Origin of the sequence: Agrobacterium vitis (assembly GCF_013337045.2) — a bacterium.
GTDB lineage: Bacteria > Pseudomonadota > Alphaproteobacteria > Rhizobiales > Rhizobiaceae > Allorhizobium > Allorhizobium vitis_B.
The window spans coordinates 2,171,084-2,191,215 of the sequence record NZ_CP118259.1 but is presented as its reverse complement, the minus strand read 5'-3'; the positions used below and the strand labels follow the sequence as shown (position 1 = coordinate 2,191,215).

14 protein-coding genes are annotated in these 20,132 nt (G+C 58.5%); 8 read left to right on the top strand and 6 right to left on the bottom strand.

All coding sequences use genetic code 11. The features are described from left to right. Positions 1-97 precede the first annotated feature (97 nt). The gene (gene carB / locus G6L01_RS10595; protein ID WP_070164271.1) at positions 98-3,580 is read right to left on the bottom strand and encodes a carbamoyl-phosphate synthase large subunit; all 3,483 of its coding nucleotides are present in this window, start codon (positions 3,578-3,580) and stop codon (positions 98-100) included. A gap of 290 nt (positions 3,581-3,870) precedes the next feature. Here carB and G6L01_RS10590 point away from each other — a divergent pair, with 290 nt between their 5' ends. The 3 genes from G6L01_RS10590 (at position 3,871) to ypfJ (ending at position 6,913) form a co-directional block, all read left to right on the top strand. Continuing rightward, positions 3,871-4,596 (top strand): DUF1868 domain-containing protein, encoded by a 726-nt coding sequence (locus G6L01_RS10590; protein WP_070164272.1) that lies wholly within the window; start codon positions 3,871-3,873, stop codon positions 4,594-4,596. A 576-nt stretch (positions 4,597-5,172) separates the two neighbouring features. Then, positions 5,173-5,856, top strand: coding sequence for a glutathione S-transferase family protein (locus tag G6L01_RS10585; RefSeq protein ID WP_070164238.1), 684 nt, complete (start codon positions 5,173-5,175; stop codon positions 5,854-5,856). 160 nt (positions 5,857-6,016) lie between these two features. Continuing rightward, complete coding sequence (ypfJ, locus tag G6L01_RS10580) at positions 6,017-6,913, top strand: KPN_02809 family neutral zinc metallopeptidase (protein WP_070164239.1); 897 nt, start codon at positions 6,017-6,019, stop codon at positions 6,911-6,913. 6 nt (positions 6,914-6,919) lie between these two features. Here ypfJ and G6L01_RS10575 read toward each other — a convergent pair whose 3' ends face one another. After that, positions 6,920-7,909, bottom strand: a complete 990-nt coding sequence (locus G6L01_RS10575) for an aldo/keto reductase (RefSeq protein WP_070164240.1) — start codon at positions 7,907-7,909, stop codon at positions 6,920-6,922. A 103-nt stretch (positions 7,910-8,012) separates the two neighbouring features. Between G6L01_RS10575 and G6L01_RS10570 the strand changes: the two genes are divergently transcribed. Together G6L01_RS10570 and G6L01_RS10565 are read left to right on the top strand one after the other, a co-directional pair. Next, positions 8,013-8,915 carry a LysR family transcriptional regulator gene (locus G6L01_RS10570; RefSeq protein ID WP_070164241.1) on the top strand — a complete coding sequence of 301 codons (903 nt, stop codon included), beginning with the start codon at positions 8,013-8,015 and terminating at the stop codon, positions 8,913-8,915. 240 nt (positions 8,916-9,155) lie between these two features. Further along, positions 9,156-10,553, top strand: coding sequence for an MATE family efflux transporter (locus G6L01_RS10565; RefSeq protein WP_070164273.1), 1,398 nt, complete (start codon positions 9,156-9,158; stop codon positions 10,551-10,553). Between the two features lie 98 nt (positions 10,554-10,651). On the opposite strand, the gene carA is transcribed toward G6L01_RS10565, so the two are convergent. After that, positions 10,652-11,872: a glutamine-hydrolyzing carbamoyl-phosphate synthase small subunit gene (gene carA, locus G6L01_RS10560; RefSeq protein ID WP_070164242.1), complete on the bottom strand. Its 1,221-nt coding sequence runs from the start codon at positions 11,870-11,872 to the stop codon at positions 10,652-10,654. 338 nt (positions 11,873-12,210) lie between these two features. On the opposite strand from carA, the gene G6L01_RS10555 reads away from it, so the two are divergent. After that, a complete protein-coding gene (locus G6L01_RS10555) occupies positions 12,211-12,666 on the top strand; it encodes a GatB/YqeY domain-containing protein (protein WP_070148865.1) in 456 nt (151 codons plus the stop codon). A gap of 92 nt (positions 12,667-12,758) precedes the next feature. On the opposite strand, the gene bioB is transcribed toward G6L01_RS10555, so the two are convergent. Continuing rightward, complete coding sequence (bioB, locus tag G6L01_RS10550; RefSeq protein WP_070164243.1) at positions 12,759-13,745, bottom strand: biotin synthase BioB; 987 nt, start codon at positions 13,743-13,745, stop codon at positions 12,759-12,761. Beyond that, on the bottom strand, positions 13,742-14,320 hold the full coding sequence (locus G6L01_RS10545; RefSeq protein WP_070164244.1) for a biotin transporter BioY: 579 nt from the start codon (positions 14,318-14,320) through the stop codon (positions 13,742-13,744). Before G6L01_RS10545 ends, bioB begins: the two co-directional genes overlap by 4 nt. A gap of 304 nt (positions 14,321-14,624) precedes the next feature. Between G6L01_RS10545 and dnaG the strand changes: the two genes are divergently transcribed. Further along, on the top strand, positions 14,625-16,649 hold the full coding sequence (gene dnaG, locus G6L01_RS10540) for a DNA primase (protein WP_070164245.1): 2,025 nt from the start codon (positions 14,625-14,627) through the stop codon (positions 16,647-16,649). 685 nt (positions 16,650-17,334) lie between these two features. After that, positions 17,335-19,380, top strand: a complete 2,046-nt coding sequence (rpoD, locus tag G6L01_RS10535) for an RNA polymerase sigma factor RpoD (RefSeq protein WP_015916648.1) — start codon at positions 17,335-17,337, stop codon at positions 19,378-19,380. A 344-nt stretch (positions 19,381-19,724) separates the two neighbouring features. Here the strand turns inward: rpoD and G6L01_RS10530 are convergent, their stop codons facing one another. Beyond that, positions 19,725-19,892, bottom strand: a complete 168-nt coding sequence (locus tag G6L01_RS10530) for a hypothetical protein (RefSeq protein ID WP_156536960.1) — start codon at positions 19,890-19,892, stop codon at positions 19,725-19,727. Positions 19,893-20,132: the final 240 nt, after the last annotated feature.

Sequence of the window (20,132 nt, the reverse complement as noted above, 5' to 3'; positions counted from 1 at the left end):
TTATCAGCGCGGTACGGCATCCCTGGCTTTTGAAGGGTCAGGCGAAAAGCCTCACCCTTCGACCGCAGACGGCCAGCGTCGATTATTGAGCGGGCTGTCAGAAATAGCTTTGCAGCGGACGAACTTCCAACTGGCCCTTTTTCAGCGCCTCGATGGCTTCGGCGGCGGCAAGCGCACCGGCCATGGTGGTGTAATAGGGCACTTTCTGCATCAGGGCGGCGCGGCGCAGTGATTTGCTGTCCGAGATCGCCTTGTTGCTGTCGGTGGTGTTGATTACCAGTTGGACCTGCCGGTTGCGGATGGCGTCCTCGATATGCGGACGGCCTTCCAGAACCTTGTTGATCTTGATGGCCTCGATGCCCTGTTCGGCTAGGAAGCGTTGCGTGCCGCCGGTGGCCAGAACCTTGAAGCCGATCGAGGTCAACAGCTTGATGGCGGGCAGAACGCGGACCTTGTCCTCGTCACGCACCGACACGAAGACCGCGCCGTCACGGGGAAGCTCGACGCTGGCACCGAGCTGGCTTTTGGCAAAGGCCAGAGCAAAGCTGGTGTCGAGGCCGATCACTTCGCCGGTCGAGCGCATTTCCGGGCCAAGCAGCGTATCGACACCGGGGAAGCGGGCAAACGGGAACACGGCTTCCTTGACCGCAATGTGCTTCAAGTTGCGCGGATCGGGCTTGGCGCCGTAAGCGGCAATTGCCGCATCCAGCTTTTCACCGGCCATGATCCGGGCGGCGATCTTGGCGATTGGCGCGCCGATGGTCTTGGCCACGAACGGCACGGTACGCGAGGCGCGCGGATTGACTTCCAGCACGTAGATCACGCCATCCTTGATGGCATATTGCACATTCATCAACCCGCCGACATGCAGCGCCTTGGCCATGGCGGCAGTCTGGCGTTCCAGTTCGTCAAGGGTTTCCTTGCTCAACGAGCGCGATGGCAGCGAGCAGGCGCTGTCGCCGGAATGGATGCCGGCCTCTTCAATATGCTCCATGATACCCGACACGAAGACGCTTTCGCCGTCGCACAGCGCATCCACGTCCACCTCAATTGCGTTGGTGAGGTAGCTATCGAACAGCAGCGGGTTCTTGCTGAGAAGGGTGTTGATCTGGCCCGTCTTGTCATTGGGGTACCGCTGCTTGATGGCTTCCGGCACCAGGCCCGGCACGGTATCCAGCAGGTAGCTCTGCAACATGCTCTCATTGTGGATGATCTGCATGGCCCGGCCGCCCAGCACGTAGGATGGGCGCACCACCAGCGGGAAGCCGATTTCGGAAGCAACGAGGCGCGCTTGCTCGACCGAATAGGCGATGCCGTTGTTGGGCTGGTTGAGATCGAGCTTCATCAGCAGCTTCTGGAACCGGTCGCGGTCTTCGGCCAGATCGATCATGTCAGGCGCGGTGCCGAGGATCGGAATACCGTTCTTTTCCAGGGCCTCTGCCAGTTTCAGCGGAGTCTGGCCGCCAAACTGCACGATGACGCCAACCACTTCACCCTTTTCCTGTTCGGCGCGCAGGATTTCGATGACGTCTTCCGCCGTCAGCGGCTCGAAATACAGGCGGTCGGAGGTGTCGTAGTCGGTGGAAACGGTTTCCGGGTTGCAGTTGATCATGATCGCTTCAAAACCGGCATCCTTCAGGGCGAAGGCGGCGTGGCAGCAGCAATAATCGAACTCGATACCCTGGCCGATGCGGTTCGGGCCACCGCCGAGGATGACGATTTTCTTGCGATCCGACACTTGCGCTTCCGAGCGCAGCGCGCCGACGAAAGGCGTCTCATAGGTCGAATACATGTAAGCCGTCGGTGACGCGAATTCGGCAGCGCAGGTATCGATCCGCTTGAAGACCGGGCGGACGTTGAGGCCGTTGCGCAGCTCTGCCACTTCCTTCGGACGCTTGCCCGAAAGGCTGGCAAGGCGCGCATCGGAAAAGCCCTTGGCTTTCAGCATCCGCAGGTTTTCGGCATCTTCGGGCAGACCATGCTCGCGGATACGGGCTTCCAGATCGGTGATTGCCTTCAACTGGGCGATGAACCACGGATCGATCTTGCAGCCTTCATGCACTTCGGCTTCCGACATGCCGAGCCGCAAGGCCTGGGCCACCATGCGCAGCCGGTCCGGGGTCGGGGTGCCGATGGCGGCGCGGATGGCGTTCTTGTCGTCGCCCTGGCCAAGGCCGGGGATCTCAATTTCGTCCAGACCGGTCAGGCCGGTTTCCAGGCCACGCAGCGCCTTTTGCAAGGATTCGGCGAAGGTGCGGCCAATCGCCATGACTTCGCCGACCGACTTCATTGCGGTGGTCAGCGTCGGTTCGGCGCCCGGGAATTTTTCAAAGGCAAAGCGCGGGATCTTGGTGACGACATAATCAATTGACGGCTCGAAGGAGGCGGGCGTTGCGCCGCCGGTAATGTCATTGTCCAACTCGTCCAGCGTATAGCCAACTGCCAGCTTGGCAGCGATCTTGGCAATCGGGAAGCCGGTCGCCTTGGAGGCCAGCGCCGACGAGCGTGACACGCGCGGGTTCATCTCGATGACGACGAGGCGGCCGTCCTTGGGGTTGACCGCAAACTGCACGTTGGAGCCGCCGGTCTCAACACCAATTTCGCGCAGCACCGCAATCGAAGCGTTGCGCATCATCTGGTATTCTTTGTCGGTCAGCGTCAGAGCCGGGGCAACGGTGATGCTGTCGCCGGTATGGACGCCCATCGGATCGATATTTTCGATGGAGCAGATGATGATGCAATTGTCCGCCTTGTCGCGGACAACTTCCATTTCATATTCTTTCCAACCCAGCACCGATTCCTCGATCAGCACTTCGGTCGTCGGCGATGCATCAAGGCCGGAGCCGATGATCTCGAAGAATTCCGAGCGGTTATAGGCAATGCCGCCGCCGGTGCCGCCCATGGTAAAGGACGGGCGGATGATGGTGGGCAGGCCAACAACGTCAAGCGCCTGGGCTGCCACCGCCATCGCGTGGTTCATATAGCGCTGCTTGCGGTCGGTTTCGCCGAGGTTCCACTGGTTTTCCAGCTCATCCAGCGCCTTGTCGAGCGCGTCGCCGGAAAGCCGGGCCTTTACCTCATTACGAGCAATTTCATGGGTCTTGCGGTCGGCGTCCTTGATCTCGGTGGCATTGGCCAGCATGGATTTCGGCGTTTCAAGGCCAATGCGGGCCATGGCTTCCCGAAACAGGGCGCGGTCTTCGGCCATGTCGATGGCGGCAGGCTTGGCGCCAATCATCTCGACATTGTAGCGATCCAACACGCCCATCCGCTTCAGGGAGAGCGCGGTATTCAAGGCCGTCTGCCCGCCCATGGTTGGCAGCAGCGCATCCGGGCGTTCCTTGGCGATGATCTTGGCGACCACTTCCGGCGTGATCGGCTCAACGTAAGTTGCGTCGGCGAGGCCCGGATCGGTCATGATGGTCGCCGGGTTGGAATTGACCAGAATGACCCGGTAGCCTTCTTCCTTCAGCGCCTTACAGGCCTGGGTGCCGGAATAGTCGAATTCGCATGCCTGGCCGATGACAATCGGTCCAGCGCCGATGATGAGGATGGATTTAATGTCTTGGCGCTTTGGCATGTCTCTATCCGATCTCTTCACCTGCGCGAAAAACCGGCCAAGGTGAGGGGCATCACCGGTCGGGCGCAGATCCATGGTCATTTCAGGCTAGAAGCGGCTTATAGGGAATTGTGGCGATCAGCGGAACCCCCGTTTTCGCTTTTTCTACGGATAAGTGAAGGGCAGGCGCGGCGGGGATGTGGTCCTGCAATTTCCCCTGGGATATTACAGTGAGAAATGGACCGTTTTGTCACATGCCATTTGCGCAGACGCTGTAGGAAACCTGTTCGGTTTCAAAGGAGATGGCCCTCATGCCGCAGACGCAACTGTCGTCCGACCTCATCCGTTTCTCTGCGGCTGGCCGCTCCGGGCCATCGAAACGTCTCGGCATCCGTTTCGATGCTGAAGGTAATTTCCTACCCGAACCGGGCAACACGATTGTTTGCCATCTTCGCCCGGGAAGTGAAAGCCAGAAGGCGATTGTCGCCTTGCAGGAGCGCTATAAGCAAATGCCGGAGGCTGACCATCTGGCCGTTACCCCTGCCTCCAGCCTGCATATGACCCTGTTTCAAGGCATTATCGAACATCGCCGCACCGCCGGTTTCTGGCCAAAGGATCTGCCGCTGGATGCGCCAATCGACGACATGACGGAAATCCTCGCGCAAAGGCTGATGCATTTTACGCCCGGGCCGGATTTTCGCATGAAGATTGCCCGGATGCTGCCGACGGGGCTTCGGTTGGAGCCAATGGGTGAGGCGGATCGCCGGGCCTTGGCGCAGTGGCGCGACAGGCTGGCGGATCTGTTCGGCTATCGCCATCCCGACCATGAGACTTACGAGTTTCATATCACCTTTGCCTATGTCATCAAGCCATTTTCAGAGGCGGCCCTTTTTCAGTGGCAGGCCATGCTGGAGACGGCGCGAGAAGAGTTTCTGAAGCAATTTGAGGATATCGCTCTTGATCCTCCGGCTTTCTGTGCTTTTAACGATATGAAGCATTTCGAAGAACTGATCGTATTGCAGGGTAATATCGACTAAAAAAAGCAACTGTTAAGCAATACGATGTTGTATCGTTTTCGCGTCGCAGGTATCTGAAACCCTGTTGGCTTTTCCAGATCGATGCCATGGGGTTTTTATGCTTTTCGCAAACAGAGTCTGCCGCCGTTTTGCGACATCTCTATGCTCCTCTGGACTCGGATTTTTTTGGAAATTCTCAACGAGGTGGTTGTTTAACTATTTGATCCTACGAGAATTTATGGGAAACAGACGCCGTCCTCGACCATTTCCCCTGGCTGCCTCTCTTTAATGGCGCCATCAAGGCGAAGTGCATTTTTTTACGCTCCGTCAGGGTTGCAAAATTGGCTATCGACTTGCCATGGCAAGGCGTGCAGCCTGATTTTCGTCATGTTCCTTGCTGGTTCTGGCAGATGCCTGGGGCCGGTCCTGGCACATGCCAGGGGCATGACAGCAGATTTTAAAAATCCAAGGTATTTTCATGAGACATTTTTTAATCCATCGCGTTTGCGCATGTAAAACCGTTTCACACTTTTCCTGGAAATGCTCTGGCTACGGCCTATTTGCCCAGGCAACCGATATAAGCCAGGAGACCTGCCCATGATTACTGTCCATTATCTGGAGCATTCCAGGGCGCACCGCATTCTCTGGCTGCTGGAAGAGCTGGGATTGTCTTATGAGGTGAAAACCTACAAGCGCGGCGCCGATATGCATGCACCGGCGGCATTGAAGGCCGTGCATCCGCTGGGGAAATCGCCTGTTATCGAAGACAATGGCCGGATCTTCGCCGAAAGCGGCGCCATTATCGAATATCTGATCGACACCTATGGCGCCGATACCAATGGCAAGATGGTTTTGCGTCCGGCACCGGGCAGCGACGCTTTCCTGCGTTACCGTTACTGGCTGCATTATGCCGAAGGCTCGGCCATGCCCCTTCTGATCTTGAAGCTGGTATTCTCCCGGTTGTCCAAGCAGATGCCGTTTCTGTTGCGCGGAGTGGCTAAGCGGATTTCCGATGGCGTTTGCGGCAAGATGATCGATCCGCAGATCGCTGAGCATCTGGCCTTCTGGCAGGCGGAATTAAAAAAAGACGGCTATTTTGCTGGGTCGGATTTTACCGCCGCCGATATCGCCATGAGCTTCCCGGTGGAATCGGTGCTGTCGATTTCCGGCGATACGGGCGATGTTACCATCCTTCGTTCCTATCTTTCCACAATCCGCGCCAGGCCGGCCTATCAGCGCGCCCTGCAACGCGGCGGAGCTTATATGTTCTCCAAGACCTGACCGCCTTTTTCTTCAAACTCAGTGTTTTGAACACTGTTGGGCTTAAGGTGTTTGGAACACTGTTGGGCTCAAGCCGTTACCAGCCTGCCGCCGTTGCTGTTGCACGGCGGCAGTTTTTGCTGAACATGGGCGTTCTGCTACGCGGCTGGGGAGAGAACCGATGGAACTGGATGGGCGTCGTCAGTCCGAAAATCTCGAGGATGTCAGGGGTGCATCAGGCGGCGGTGGCTTTGGCCGACGCGGCATCCGGCTGCCGCTTGGCGGTGGTGGGCGGGGTTTGAGTTTTTCCACCATCATCATTCTGGTGCTGATCTATTTCGGTCTTCGCCTGATGGGCATCGATATGTTGCAATTGCTGGAGGAGGGCAGTGGGTCCGCGCCATCTTCTTCGCAGCAGCAGGTCAGTGACACGCCAGAACAGGCGGACATGAAAGTATTCGTGAGCCGAGTGCTGGCGTCTACCGAGGATGTCTGGACCACCGCATTTCAAGAGCGCGACGTAACCTATGAAATGCCAAAGCTACGGCTGTTTTCCGGTCAATATCCCTCTGCCTGTGGCGCTGCCTCTGCGGCGACCGGGCCTTTCTACTGCCCTGGAGATCGCCGTATCTATCTCGATACCGCGTTTTTCACGGAGCTATCCAAGCGGTTCCAGGCCTCCGGCGATTTTGCCCAGGCCTATGTGATCGCTCATGAAGTCGGCCACCACGTCCAGAACCTGACCGGCATCCTGCCGAAATTCAACCAGATGCGCAGCTCGATGAGTGCCGCCGACGCCAATCGGATGTCGGTCCGCGTCGAATTGCAGGCTGATTGCTTTGCCGGGATCTGGGGCCGGAAGGCCGATCAGCAGGGATTGCTCTCGGCAGGCGATCTTCAGGAAGCAATGAATGCAGCTCAGCAGATTGGCGACGATACGATTCAAAAGCGGTCCCAGGGCTATGTCGTGCCTGAGAGCTTCAACCACGGCTCCGCCGCACAGCGGATGAAATGGTTCAAGAAAGGCTATGACCAGGGCCGGATGGATGCCTGCGACACCTTTTCCGGCCCGATCTGATGGCGGTTACTTTTCGCTGTCCAGATGCGCCATTTGCGCCTCTGCATAGCGGGAACCGGCGGCGCTGCCCTTGGGGACTGCGGTTTCAAGGGCAGCGATATCCTCCTGTGACAGGGTAAAGTCGAGGGCGCTAAGCGATTCCGTCAATCGGTCGCGGCGGCGGGCACCTATCAGCGGGACGATATCCTCGCCCTTGGCCAGCACCCAGGCGATGGCGGCTTGCGCAGTGGTCATGCCTTTTGAGGTCGCGACCTGCGTCAGGACTTTGACGAGCGCCAGATTGTGGTTGGCATTCTCGCCCTGGAAGCGTGGCGAATGGGCGCGGAAATCCGTTGGTGCCGTTGGTGCGGTCCAGTTGCCGCTGATCAGCCCGCGCGACAGAACCCCATAGGCGGTAATGCCGATGCCGAGTTCCCGGCAGGTCGGCAGGATACTGTCCTCTATGCCACGCGAAATCAGCGAATATTCGATTTGCAGGTCAACGATCGGATGGACGGCTGCTGCCCGCCGGATCGTATCGGCGCCGACTTCCGACAGGCCGATATGCTTGACATAGCCAGCCTGGACCATCTCTGCGATGGCGCCGATGGTCTCTTCAATCGGCACATTGGGATCGAGCCGGGCCGGGCGGTAGATATCGATATGGTCGGTGCCCAGCCGTTGCAATGTGTAAGCCAGCGCCGTCTTTACTGCCGATGGACGTGCATCGTACCCGATCCAGCCGCCCGCCGGGTCGCGCTGAGCGCCGAATTTGACGCTGATCTGCACTTTGTCGCGCAGGCCACCCTTCAGCCCTTCTCCAATCAGCATTTCATTGTGGCCCATGCCGTAGAAATCGCCGGTATCGATCAGCGTTACCCCGGCATCAATGGCGGCGTGCAGGGTGGCGAGGCTTTCTGTGCGGTCGGCAGGCCCGTACATGCCCGACATGCCCATGCATCCCAATCCAAGGCGCGAGGTCTGAGGGCCGGATTTTCCAAGTTTTACCGTTTGCATATCCAGTTTCCTTTTCTGCTGTCTGTCTGAAAACAGGTTTACGCTGTTTGGCTTTGTGCGATAATCCTGTTTATTCCGTATGTGTTGTTTGGAATTATGCACAATGAGCGATCTACCGCTGGCCGATCTCGATGCCTTCGCCACCATTGCCCGGTTGAGAAACTTCCGGGCAGCCGGAAAGTTGCGCGGCGTTTCGGCCTCGTCGTTGAGCGAGGCGATGCGGCGGCTGGAGGCGCGGGTTGGCGTGCGGCTGCTGAACCGCACCACCCGCAGCGTGACCCTGACCGATGCCGGAGCGCGGCTGTTGGAACGGTTATCGCCGACGCTGGCGGATATTGAACTGGCACTTGACGATATCAATCAGTTTCGCGAGCGACCCTTCGGGCGATTGCGGCTCAATGTGCCGGGCATTGTCGCCCGGTGTGTGCTGCCGCCAGTTGTCAACGGCTTTCTGGCCGCCTATCCGGATATCCTGCTGGAGGTGATGGTCAATGATGCTTTGATCGACGTGCTGGCTGAAGGCTGCGATGCCGGCATTCGCTATGAAGAGGCGCTGCATCAGGATATGATCGCGGTTCCTATCGGCCCGCGCCGCCAGCGCTATGTCTGCGTGGCAGCCCCGTCTTATCTTGCGCAGTATGGCAGACCGGATCATCCGCGCGACCTGATCCATCACCGCTCCATTCTGCATCGCTTCAACAGTGGCCGGGTGAATGAATGGCATTTCGAACGCGATGGCGAGGTGATCAATGTCTCCCCGCCACCCCGGCTGATCGCCGAAACGGTCGATCTGGAACTGGCCGCCGTGCGGGCTGGGCTTGGCATGATGCGCACATTCGAGGACTTCATGATCGAGGATTTGAATGCCGGACGACTGGAGCGGGTGCTGACCGATTGGGAGGATGAGTTTTCCGGTCCCTTCCTCTATTATCACAGCCGTCGCCACATGCCCGTGCCACTGCGGGTCTTTATCGATTATATCCGCCAGCATGGCGATCCCGGTTGATCGCCCATAAACAACCGTGATGGGACGACGAGTTTTTCTGAAGCATCTGCTTATGTCTTGAAAACGTCACGGCTTTGACGTACCGAGGCAATTGCATATTATTTCCTCATGCAGCATATCGGTTGAGGAGAAAATATGCATGCAGCTGACCTGTATGCGCCATGTCCGGTATACGATGCTGAAACCCCGCCGCTCGTCCAGCCTGACTGGAAGCGGCTTTTTTTCGTTTTGGAAGTTCTCATGACTTATGCCTCGTCCCAGCGCCTTGGCGCGCCCATTGAAAGCTGGCTTAGCCATGTTCGCGCCACGCTGGCGCTGGGCATTCCCCTGGCTGGTGCGCAATTGGCGCAGCTGGCAATCCACACGACCGATGTGGTGATTGTCGGTCGTCTGGGAGCCGAATCGCTGGCGGCTTTGGTGCTGGCCGGCCAGTTTTTCTTCACGGTGTTTATTTTCGGCTCCGGCTTTTCCATCGCAGTTATGCCGATGGTGGCCAATGCCTATGGCAAGGGCGATGTGCGCCTGGCACGCCGCTCCATTCGCATGGGCTTGTGGGTGTCGCTCGCCTACAGCGTGGTGATGTGGCCGCTCTTCCATTACTCGCGTGATGTGCTGCTGGCCCTGGGGCAGGTGCCACAGGTGGTCGAGCTTGCCTCGAGCTATATCCGCATCATGTGGCTGAGCCTGCCTGTCGCGCTGATGTTTGCGGTGATGCGGGCGTTGGTCAGCGCCATCGGGCGGGCGCAGATCGTCCTGTATATCACCATCGCCACCTTGCTGCTGAATGCCGCCCTGGCTTACTGCATTGTGCTGGGCCATTTCGGCTTTCCGGCTTTCGGCATTCTTGGGGCTGCCTGGGTGGCGGTTTCGGTCAATGTCTTCGCCATGATCGCCATGGGTCTCTATCTGCACTTCAACAGCGTCACCCGGAAATACGAATTGTTCGTGCGCTTCTGGCGGCCCGATTGGGATGCGTTGCGCGATGTGATCAAGCTTGGCCTGCCGATTGGCGTCACGGTGCTGGCTGAAGTCAGCCTGTTTACGGCGGCTTCCCTGTTGATGGGCAGCATTGGCACGATTGAGTTGGCCGCGCATGGCATTGCCCTGCAATTGGCCTCCATCGCCTTCATGATCCCGCTGGGGCTGGCGCAGGCCGCCACCGTGCGGATCGGTGTTGCCCATGGACGCGGCGATTTTACCGATGTGGTACGGGCCTCCATCACGGTTGTCTGCATGGCAGCCCTGATCTCGGTGATCGGCGGGTTGCTGTTCTTCTTTTTTTCCAACGAATTGAGTGGAATGTTCCTCGACCGGGGTCGGGGCGATGCGGCGGCGGTGCTGGATTATGCAGCGCCGCTGGTGGTGGTCGCCGGTATTTTCCAGCTGGTCGATGGCATGCAGGCGGTTGCTACCGGGCTGCTGCGTGGCCTGAAGGATGCCAGCGTGCCGATGATCCTGGCGCTGATTTCCTATTGGCCAATTGGTTTCGGCCTGGCCTGGTTCATGGCGTTTCCCTTGGGTATGGGCGGTCTTGGCGTCTGGTTTGGTTTCCTGATCGGGCTTTCCAGCGCCGCTGTCATGATGGGGCTGCGGTTCTGGCTACGGCTTCGCCACGAAATGCGGATGATGAGCCGGTAAAGCTGTTCTACCCGTATTATAAGGTTCTGCATGAGAATCAAATAAGCCGACCAAGTGATTGGTCGGCTTATGTTTTTTTATGGGCTATAATCTGTGGTTCAGCGCTCGGCCAAAGCCGGTTCGCCCTTCTTCTCGCGTACCATGTTGATGAAGCGGCGGAACAGATAGTGGCTGTCTTGCGGGCCGGGCGAGGCTTCCGGGTGGTGCTGGACGGAAAACACCGGCTTGCCGGTCAGGCGCAGGCCGCAATTGGTGTTGTCGAACAGCGAAATATGAGTCTCTTCAACGCCTTCCGGCAGGGACTTCGAATCCACTGCGAAGCCGTGGTTCATCGAGACGATCTCCACCTTGCCGGTGGTGAAATCCTTGACCGGATGGTTGGCGCCGTGGTGGCCCTGATGCATCTTTTCTGTCTTGGCGCCCAGCGCCAGACCCAGCATCTGATGGCCAAGGCAAATGCCGAACAGCGGGATATCGGTGTTGATCAATTCCTTGATGACCGGCACGGCGTATTCACCGGTTGCAGCCGGATCGCCGGGGCCATTGGAGAGGAAAATGCCATCCGGCGACAAGGCCAGAATATCTTCGGCGCTGGTATTGGCAGGCACGACCGTGACCTTGCATTTCAGGCCGGTAAACAGCCGCAGGATATTGCGCTTCACGCCAAAATCCACGCAGACGACGTGATAATCGGCATCCTTGTCAGCCAGCTCCGAAAAGCCTTCGTTCCACACCCAGGGCTTTTCACCCCATGTCGAGGACTGACCGGAGGAGGCGACCTTGGCAAGATCAAGACCTTCCAGCCCGCTCCAGGCCTTGGCCTTGGCCTTCAGCGCCTCGATGTCGAAATTGCCGTTCGGGTCATGGGCGATGACCGCGTTCGGCGCACCGTTTTCGCGAATCCAGGCAGTCAGCGCCCGCGTATCGACACCGGACAGGCCGATCATGCCGCGTGCCTTCAACCAGGCATCAAGATGCTTGGTGGCGCGGAAATTGGATGGTTCGGTGATATCGGCCTTGAAGATCACCCCGACTGCGCCGTGGCGGGCGGCGGGCGTCAGGTCTTCAATGTCTTCCTCATTGGTGCCGACATTGCCGATATGGGGAAAGGTGAAGGTAACGATCTGGCCGAGATAGGAGGGATCGGTGAGGATTTCCTCATAGCCGGTCAGCGCGGTGTTGAAGCACACCTCGGCCTGAACATCGCCGGTGGCGCCGACGCCCTGACCTTCGATGACGGTGCCGTCAGCCAGAACCAGAAGCGCTGTCGGCTTGGTTGTTGTCCAGGCTGCGGTGGGCAATGGCGATGTTGCGGTCATATCCGTTCCTTTTCCAGCCGCTTGCCCCGGCCGATGCAAACCGGCGGCGCGTGGCTATCTGTATGTGCCAGTATCTAGTTGTGCCAAGGGTCCTCGCGCAGCAAGAGGATGCGCGTGCGGGAACCTGATGTCGATGTCTGTGCAGGCGATGGTACATAGACGAGAAGCGTGGGCCGGGTCAATTGTTCCTCTGGCAAAAGAGGTGTTTTCCCTTGAAGTCTTGAAAGACCCCCGCATTGCGCGGAGCCTCTGGGAGGGGTATCACCACGCCTGAAGCGAGCCACGATGCCGTTTGAACGGCGGCCAGGGGCTCCACAGTCACCCAAGGAGATGAAGACATGCTACGCGAGGATCTGACGACTGCGCTGAAGGAAGCGATGAAAGCCAAGGACAGCCGTCGGCTTTCCACCATCCGCCTGGTGCAATCGGCCATCAAGGACCGCGATATCGCCAATCGCGGCGAGGGCAAGGCCGAGGCCAGCGACGACGACATCCTTCAGCTGATGGCCAAGCTGGTGAAGCAGCGTGAGGAATCGGCCAAGATCTACGAAGACAATGCCCGCCCCGAGCTTGCCGCCCAGGAGCGTGAGGAAGTGGCGATCATCAAGGGCTTCATGCCCGAGCAGATGGATGACGATAAAGTCCGCGAAGCGATTTCTGGCATCATCACCGAAATCAGCGCCGAAGGCGTGCGCGACATGGGCAAGGTGATGGCCGCTTTGAAAGAACGCTATGCCGGTCAGATGGATTTCGCCAAGGCCTCCGGCGTGGTGAAAGAGCTTTTGACGAAGTAAGGCCGAAGTCGCCGTATACAGCGTTGTGCGCCATAGATGGCGCACAACGGGTCGCTAAAGCGCTTTATATCTATGGCAGCTTCTCGCTTTCTTTATTCTGCGGCGAGTGGCGCAGCCTCTCGTGGCAATGCGCCGATAGCGGCAAACAGTGCCTTGTCCTCACCTATGCCGGCATTGGGTGTGGTCAACAGCGTATCGCCGTAGAAGACCGAGTTGGCACCGGAGACCAGACAAAGAATTTGCGCTTCCCGGTTTAATGTCGAGCGACCGGCCGACAGGCGGACCGTGGATCTCGGCATGACGATCCTTGTCGTCGCCACCATGCGCACCAGTTCCAGCGGATCGATCCGCGGCATGGCGGCAAGCGGTGTCCCCTCCACAGGCACCAGCGCGTTGATCGGGACGCTTTCGGGATGCGGGCGCATCGATGCCAGGACCTGGAGCATGGAGGCGCGATCGCGGATGGTCTCGCCCATGCCGATAATGCCGCCGCAACAGAGGTCGATGCCGAAAGAGCGGACGATGGACAGGGTTTCCAGCCGGTCTGCATAGCTGCGGGTGGTGATGATCTCACCGTAAAATTCCGGACTGGTGTCCAGATTATGGTTGTAAGCCGTTAGTCCAGCCTCGGCCAGTTTCTCAGCCTGGTGCTTTTCCAGCATGCCGAGTGTCACGCAGGCTTCCATGCCGAGATCGCGAACGCCGCGCACCATGGTCAGTACGGCGTCAAACTCTTTGCCATCGCGCACCTGCCGCCACGCTGCCCCCATGCAGAAGCGCTCGGCACCGGCATCCCTTGCCCGCTTTGCAAGCGCCAGCACGCTGTCTGGCTGCATGAGGCGATCCTTCGTCAGCTTCACCTCCCGGTGATGGGCCGATTGCGGGCAATAGGCGCAGTCTTCCGGACACCCGCCGGTCTTGATCGACAGCAGGCTTGCCTTCTGCACGGCATTTGGGTCGTGGTGACGGCCATGGACAGCGTTGGCATGGCCGATCAATTCCAGAAGGGGTAGATTGTGAAGGGTGACGATCTCTTCCACGCTCCAGTCATGGCGAATTTCGCCCGCCGCCCGACTCATTGCTCCGTCTCCTGCTGGCGTTTTGTCTTTGATGGCCACTGGCTGGCGATCAGCGCCGCAAGCACACATTTCACCAGGTCACCGCCCAGAAAGGGCAGGAGGCCAACGGTTAGCAGTGTTGCGGTCGGAACGAAGAAGGCAAGCCAGGCGAGGCCTGCGGCATAGACCAATGCCAGCCCAGCAAAACTGGCAAGAAGGTGCATCACCAGCCCGCGTCCATGGCCGATCAAACCGGTGAGCCAGGCCGCCAGCCAGTATCCAGCAAGATAGCCGCCAGTTGGTCCCATCATATAGGCAAGCCCGATGCCGCGTTCCGGCGAGCCGGAAAACACGGGCGCACCGACAGCACCGACGGCCAGGTAGGTGGTGAAGATGGTCAGCGACATCTGCGGCCCAAGCATCAGCGCGAACGCCATCACCGCAAAGGTATGCAGTGTCATTGGGACCGGCCAGAAGGGGATCTGCACTTTGGCCGCCAAGGTCATCAGCAGCACGCCGACAGAAACAATGATTATTTTATCGATAAAAATATAAAACGCATTCTTATTGACTCGAGAAAGAAGGGAAATGTCCATGTTGCCTCCAATTTTTATGTCTATTTTGAAAAATTATCGATAAAATATCGAGCCTGGGCTTGTTGTCAATCCCAACGCTTGCTCCTTGGGAGTCGTTGGCTCATTTTGAGGCCCGGGGATTTCCCTCATTTTCGAATGGGATGTGCCCTTATGATGGGCCAAAGGCCGGAAAGGGACTGCAGACGCTGGAGCATGGAGGGCGCAAAGGGGAAAGCACATGTGAATAGCGGGCACATCCCATGAAAGCCGTGGCGCTTGCCTTTCATACCTCCTATATAACCAGATCATTCCTCAAGGTTGCCCAATGCGCTTTTCAAACGACTTTCTCGACGAGATCCGCGACCGCGTGCCGATTTCGGCCGTGATTGGCGCGCGCGTGCCGTGGGATCGCAAGAAAACCAACGTGTCGCGCGGCGATTACTGGGCCTGCTGCCCGTTTCATGGCGAAAAAAGCCCGAGCTTTCACTGTGAGGATCGCAAGGGCCGTTACCATTGCTTCGGCTGCGGTGTGTCCGGCGATCATTTTCGCTTCCTGACCGATCTGGAAGGCCTTAACTTTCCGGAAGCCGTCGAGCGGATTGCCGACATGGCCGGTATCGCCATGCCCAAGGTGGATGTGCGCGACATAGAGCGTGAGCGCGAGCGCACCAGCCTTCAGGATGTCATGGAAATGGCCACCCTGTTCTTCCAGGACCAGCTGCAAGCAGCCCAGGGCGCCAAGGCGCGGGCCTATCTGCGGGAGCGCGGGCTTTCGGGCCGCACCATCGAGACCTTCCGGCTGGGCTATGCGCCGGAAAGCCGCAATGCGCTGAAGGAACATCTGGCTGGCAAAGGCGTGCCGAAAGAGCAGATCGAGGCCTGCGGGCTGGTGGTACATGGGCCGGATATTCCGGTCTCCTATGACCGTTTCCGTGATCGGATCATGTTTCCAATCCTGTCTTCCCGCGACAAGGTGATTGCCTTTGGCGGTCGGGCGATGTCGCCGGATGCGCCCGCCAAATATCTCAATTCCAACGAGACGGAACTGTTTCACAAGGGCAATGTGCTCTATAATTTCTCCCGCGCCAGGCGGACGCTTCAGGGCGCCGATGGAGCAGAGACGATCATAGCCGTGGAAGGCTATATGGATGTGATCGCGCTCTATCAGGCGGGCGTCGAAAATGCCGTTGCGCCACTCGGTACGGCGCTGACCGAAAACCAGCTGGAACTGATGTGGAAAATGACGCCGCAGCCGGTTCTGTGTTTCGATGGCGACGGTGCCGGGCAGCGTGCGGCGTTTCGCGCTGTCGATCTTGCGCTGCCGCATCTGAAACCCGGCAAGAGCGTCCGCTTTGCTATGCTGCCGGATGGCAAGGACCCCGACGATCTGGTCAAACAGGATGGCCGTGCGCCTTTCGATAGGGTGCTGGCCGAGGCCCGCTCTCTGGATGAAATGGTCTGGGTACGCGAAACAGGCCAAGGCCGGTTCGATACGCCAGAGCAGCGCGCCGAGCTGGAGGCGCGGTTAAAGCAGATCGTCAATATCATTGCTGATGAGAATGTGCGTCGCCACTATCAGCAGAATGTCCGCGACCGGCTCTATGGGTTCTTCCAGGGGCAGGGGACGGCTCGCGCCGGGCGCGGCAATTTCGAGCGGGGTGGTGGTGGCTTTTCCGGCAACCGGCCTGGCAATGGCCGTTTTCAAAACGGGGCGGGTGGACGCGGCGGGCCGGGTGGCCAGCGTCCCGGCAGCACGGTGGCCTCCGACCGGCTGACCCGGTCGGGCATGGTTAGTCGCAGCCACGACCAGCCCAGCCTGCGCGAAAGCGTGCTGGCGCTGACCATCGTCAATCATCCGCAATTGTTGCAGGAGGATTATGACGAGATTTCCTGCATCGATTTCGACAGCCGTGATCTGCAAAGGCTTTGGCCAGCAGTACTGACTGCGGTTGCGCAAACCGGGGCGCAGCTGACCCGCGAAGATCTGTCCGAACGGCTGACGGCGAGTGGTTTCGATACGCTGCTAAAGGCGCTGGACCAGCAGATCCGCAATGCCAGACTGTGGACGGCAACGACGGTGGCCGCACTGGAAGACGCCCGCGAGGGCTATACCCAGGCGCTGTCCCTGCATAAGCGTGCCAAGGCGCTGCGCCGCCAGCGTATCGAGCTGGAACGCGAGATTGCCGAAGCCACCGAGGCTGATGATGCCGGGCGGATCGATGGACTGATGTCGGTTTTGCAGGAAGTGCAGCTGGAAATCGTTCGGATGGAGAACCAGGAAGCGATCATCGATGGCTTCGGCGTGATGTCGGGCCGTGTCAAGGGACCAGCTTATGGTCACAATTCATAACGCTTTTGCAAGCTTTGTTATGGCAGATACCGACCGCGCCCCTTGTATCGGCGGCGTGAGTGCCTAGATTTCAGTTCAAACCGGGTGAAGTTCCTGAGATCGAGGCCGTGCCTGTCCCGAAAGGATGTTCCAAAAGGACGGGTTAATGACGTGACGATTGAATGGCTCCCTGCCACGTGTGGCGCGTATGGAGGCGTTAGATAAGGAGCGTAGAGCGAGATGAATGGTTTTTTCGCGATATCAACAGGCACAATCGCTTTAAGAGGCTTGACGTATCGATAAATTGTGGGAATCACGGTCAAACGAAAAAATGAGGTGACGCAGGTTGCGCCGGGTCTATGCTGGCGGGCTTCGTCGCCTGTTTGTGCAGTTATACTGCAATCGGCGGGAACCATGGTGGTCAATCGGGAATTAGACATCGCGGCGTAACGGCCTTTAGAGCGTGTAAAACGTAACAAGGCTGGTATATCGTTCGGCATTTAGGGCATGGTTTATCTTCGGCCGCATCTGGTTTGAGAAATTATGCTGCACATTTAGGGTTTTACAGAGCGTTTCGTGCGTATGGTCAACGCATGGCACTGTAGGTCGTAACCAGTGATTCGCAGTGGTCGGTGCAAGGCTATGCCCCATCTGGCGCGTGACAGCACTGCGGAAAATTGAAGCGTCAGGGAAAGCGACGAGACATATGGCAACCAAGGTCAAGGAAAACGAAGAAGCCGAGAACGAGCGCGATGGCGCGACCGACGGTCCGCTTCTCGATCTTTCGGATGACGCGGTCAAGAAAATGATCAAAGCCGCCAAGAAGCGCGGCTACGTCACTATGGATGAGCTGAATTCGGTTCTGCCGTCTGAGGAAGTGACCTCGGAGCAGATCGAAGACACCATGGCGATGCTTTCCGACATGGGCATCAACGTTGTCGAGGACGAGGACGCCGAAGATCCGGCGGCCGAAGAAAGCGATAACGACGAAGAAGCCGAAAGCGAAGGCGGCGAGCTGGCACCTGCTGGCAATACCGCTGTTGCCACAGCCAAGAAGAAAGAACCGACAGACCGCACGGACGACCCGGTGCGCATGTATCTGCGCGAAATGGGCTCGGTCGAGCTTCTGTCGCGCGAAGGCGAAATCGCCATTGCCAAGCGCATCGAGGCTGGCCGCGAAACGATGATCGCCGGTCTCTGCGAGAGCCCGCTGACCTTCCAGGCGCTGATTATCTGGCGTGACGAGCTGAACGAAGGCACGACACTGCTGCGCGAGATCATCGATCTCGAGACCACCTATTCCGGTCCCGAGGCCAAGGCCGCACCGCAATTCCAGAGCCCGGAAAAGATCGAGGCGGACCGCAAGGCTGCCGAGGAAAAGGAAAAGACCCGCCGGGTCCGCTCCAGCGAAGACGACATCACCAATGTCGGCGGCGACATGCAGATGCCGGAAGAAGAGGAAGAGGACGAAGACGAGTCCAATCTTTCGCTGGCCGCCATGGAAGCCGAGCTGCGCCCGCAGGTCATGGAAACCCTCGACCTGATCGCCGATACCTACAAGAAGCTGCGCAAGTTGCAGGACCAGCAGGTGGAAGCGCGGCTGGCCTGTGCCGGCACGCTGTCATCCGGCCAGGAGCGGCGTTACAAGGAACTGAAGGATCAGCTGATCACGGCAGTCAAATCGCTGTCGCTGAACCAGAACCGTATCGACAGCCTTGTCGAGCAGCTCTACGACATTTCCAAGCGCCTGATGCAGAACGAAGGCCGTCTGTTGCGGCTGGCTGAAAGCTACGGCGTCAAGCGCGATAGCTTCCTGGAGCAGTATCAGGGCGCGGAACTTGATCCCAACTGGATGAAGTCGGTCGGAAATCTTGCTGCCCGCGGCTGGAAGGATTTCGCCCGCGAGGAAAACAACACGATCCGGGAAATTCGTCAGGAAATCCAGAATCTGGCCACCGAAACCGGCATTTCCATCGCCGAATTCCGCCGTATCGTCTCCATGGTACAGAAGGGCGAACGCGAAGCCCGGATCGCCAAGAAGGAAATGGTCGAGGCCAATCTGCGTCTGGTTATTTCGATTGCCAAGAAATACACCAATCGCGGCCTGCAATTCCTCGACCTGATTCAGGAAGGCAATATCGGCCTGATGAAGGCGGTTGATAAGTTCGAATACCGGCGCGGCTATAAGTTCTCCACCTATGCGACGTGGTGGATCAGGCAGGCAATCACCCGTTCGATTGCCGACCAGGCCCGCACGATCCGTATTCCGGTGCATATGATCGAAACGATCAACAAGATCGTTCGTACCTCGCGCCAGATGCTGCACGAAATTGGCCGCGAACCCACCCCGGAAGAACTGGCTGAAAAGCTGGCCATGCCGCTCGAAAAAGTTCGCAAGGTGCTGAAAATCGCCAAGGAGCCGATCTCGCTCGAAACCCCCGTGGGCGACGAGGAAGATTCGCATCTCGGCGACTTCATCGAGGACAAGAACGCGCTGCTGCCCATCGATGCCGCCATCCAGGCCAACCTGCGCGAAACCACAACTCGCGTGCTGGCCTCGCTGACACCGCGCGAAGAGCGCGTGCTGCGCATGCGCTTCGGCATCGGCATGAACACCGACCACACGCTGGAAGAAGTCGGCCAACAGTTCTCGGTCACCCGCGAACGTATCCGCCAGATCGAAGCCAAGGCCCTGCGCAAGCTCAAGCATCCAAGCCGGAGCCGCAAACTGCGCAGCTTCCTGGACAGCTAAGGTTAGCCAAGAGACAAAAGTTGAAAACCCGGCGGAAACGCCGGGTTTTTGCATCTTAGGGTGAGGAAGATGGTTGCTGATGGAGCGGGGTTTACCCCCCTCTGTCCTGCCGGACATCTCCCCCTCAAGGGGGGAGATCGACGTGGAGCAGGCCTCTCACGCGCATAAAAATCGATTCTATTTCGCAACAGGCTTGATGGGAAAACGGGTATGCACCACCATCCGATCTCCCCCCTTGAGGGGGAGATGCCTGGCAAGGCAGAGGGGGGTAAGCGGCATATCAAAACGTCTGCGCCGTGTCCTATGGTTCAATCTGAACCCGGCAAACTCTCGCTGCCTAATGCTTACGTATCGCGGACCGATAGGGCGGCGATGGTAGACGGAACGCTGGCGGCGGATGAGGTGACCACGGTGGGTTTTGCAATGGGCGGCGCGGGGTTCGCGGCAATCAAATATCCCGTCCGCGAGGGGGCTGGGGGGATGCTGGCTGCTATGGCGGATGCAGATGTCATTTTGTTCTCCTGACCGGCCTTTTCCGTATCATGTGGCGTCGTCCGGTTGATAGCGAGGCCATCATCGCCCCGCCAGAATAACCGGGCTTGCCCGGCGCGCGCCAATATCCTGTACACCCGTGAGAAAATTCTGATTTGAAAAAAGATAATTTTATTGATTGTGCATAATGCAGCGCAAAAATTGCTGCTGTGGCGAAATTCTCGCCGCATGGGTGTGCTTTATCAAAAACTCGTGCCGCA

What these genes read in the sequence shown, in the direction of transcription:
- G6L01_RS10585 (WP_070164238.1), top strand. Translation starts at nt 5,173, where the DNA reads ATGATTACTGTCCATTATCTGGAGCATTCCAGGGCGCACCGCATTCTC.
- ypfJ (WP_070164239.1), top strand. Translation starts at nt 6,017, where the DNA reads ATGGAACTGGATGGGCGTCGTCAGTCCGAAAATCTCGAGGATGTCAGG.
- G6L01_RS10590 (WP_070164272.1), top strand. Translation starts at nt 3,871, where the DNA reads ATGCCGCAGACGCAACTGTCGTCCGACCTCATCCGTTTCTCTGCGGCT.
- G6L01_RS10530 (WP_156536960.1), bottom strand. Translation starts at nt 19,892, where the DNA reads ATGACATCTGCATCCGCCATAGCAGCCAGCATCCCCCCAGCCCCCTCG.
- dnaG (WP_070164245.1), top strand. Translation starts at nt 14,625, where the DNA reads ATGCGCTTTTCAAACGACTTTCTCGACGAGATCCGCGACCGCGTGCCG.
- carB (WP_070164271.1), bottom strand. Translation starts at nt 3,580, where the DNA reads ATGCCAAAGCGCCAAGACATTAAATCCATCCTCATCATCGGCGCTGGA.
- G6L01_RS10570 (WP_070164241.1), top strand. Translation starts at nt 8,013, where the DNA reads ATGAGCGATCTACCGCTGGCCGATCTCGATGCCTTCGCCACCATTGCC.
- G6L01_RS10555 (WP_070148865.1), top strand. Translation starts at nt 12,211, where the DNA reads ATGCTACGCGAGGATCTGACGACTGCGCTGAAGGAAGCGATGAAAGCC.
- rpoD (WP_015916648.1), top strand. Translation starts at nt 17,335, where the DNA reads ATGGCAACCAAGGTCAAGGAAAACGAAGAAGCCGAGAACGAGCGCGAT.
- G6L01_RS10545 (WP_070164244.1), bottom strand. Translation starts at nt 14,320, where the DNA reads ATGGACATTTCCCTTCTTTCTCGAGTCAATAAGAATGCGTTTTATATT.
- G6L01_RS10565 (WP_070164273.1), top strand. Translation starts at nt 9,156, where the DNA reads ATGACTTATGCCTCGTCCCAGCGCCTTGGCGCGCCCATTGAAAGCTGG.
- carA (WP_070164242.1), bottom strand. Translation starts at nt 11,872, where the DNA reads ATGACCGCAACATCGCCATTGCCCACCGCAGCCTGGACAACAACCAAG.
- G6L01_RS10575 (WP_070164240.1), bottom strand. Translation starts at nt 7,909, where the DNA reads ATGCAAACGGTAAAACTTGGAAAATCCGGCCCTCAGACCTCGCGCCTT.
- bioB (WP_070164243.1), bottom strand. Translation starts at nt 13,745, where the DNA reads ATGAGTCGGGCGGCGGGCGAAATTCGCCATGACTGGAGCGTGGAAGAG.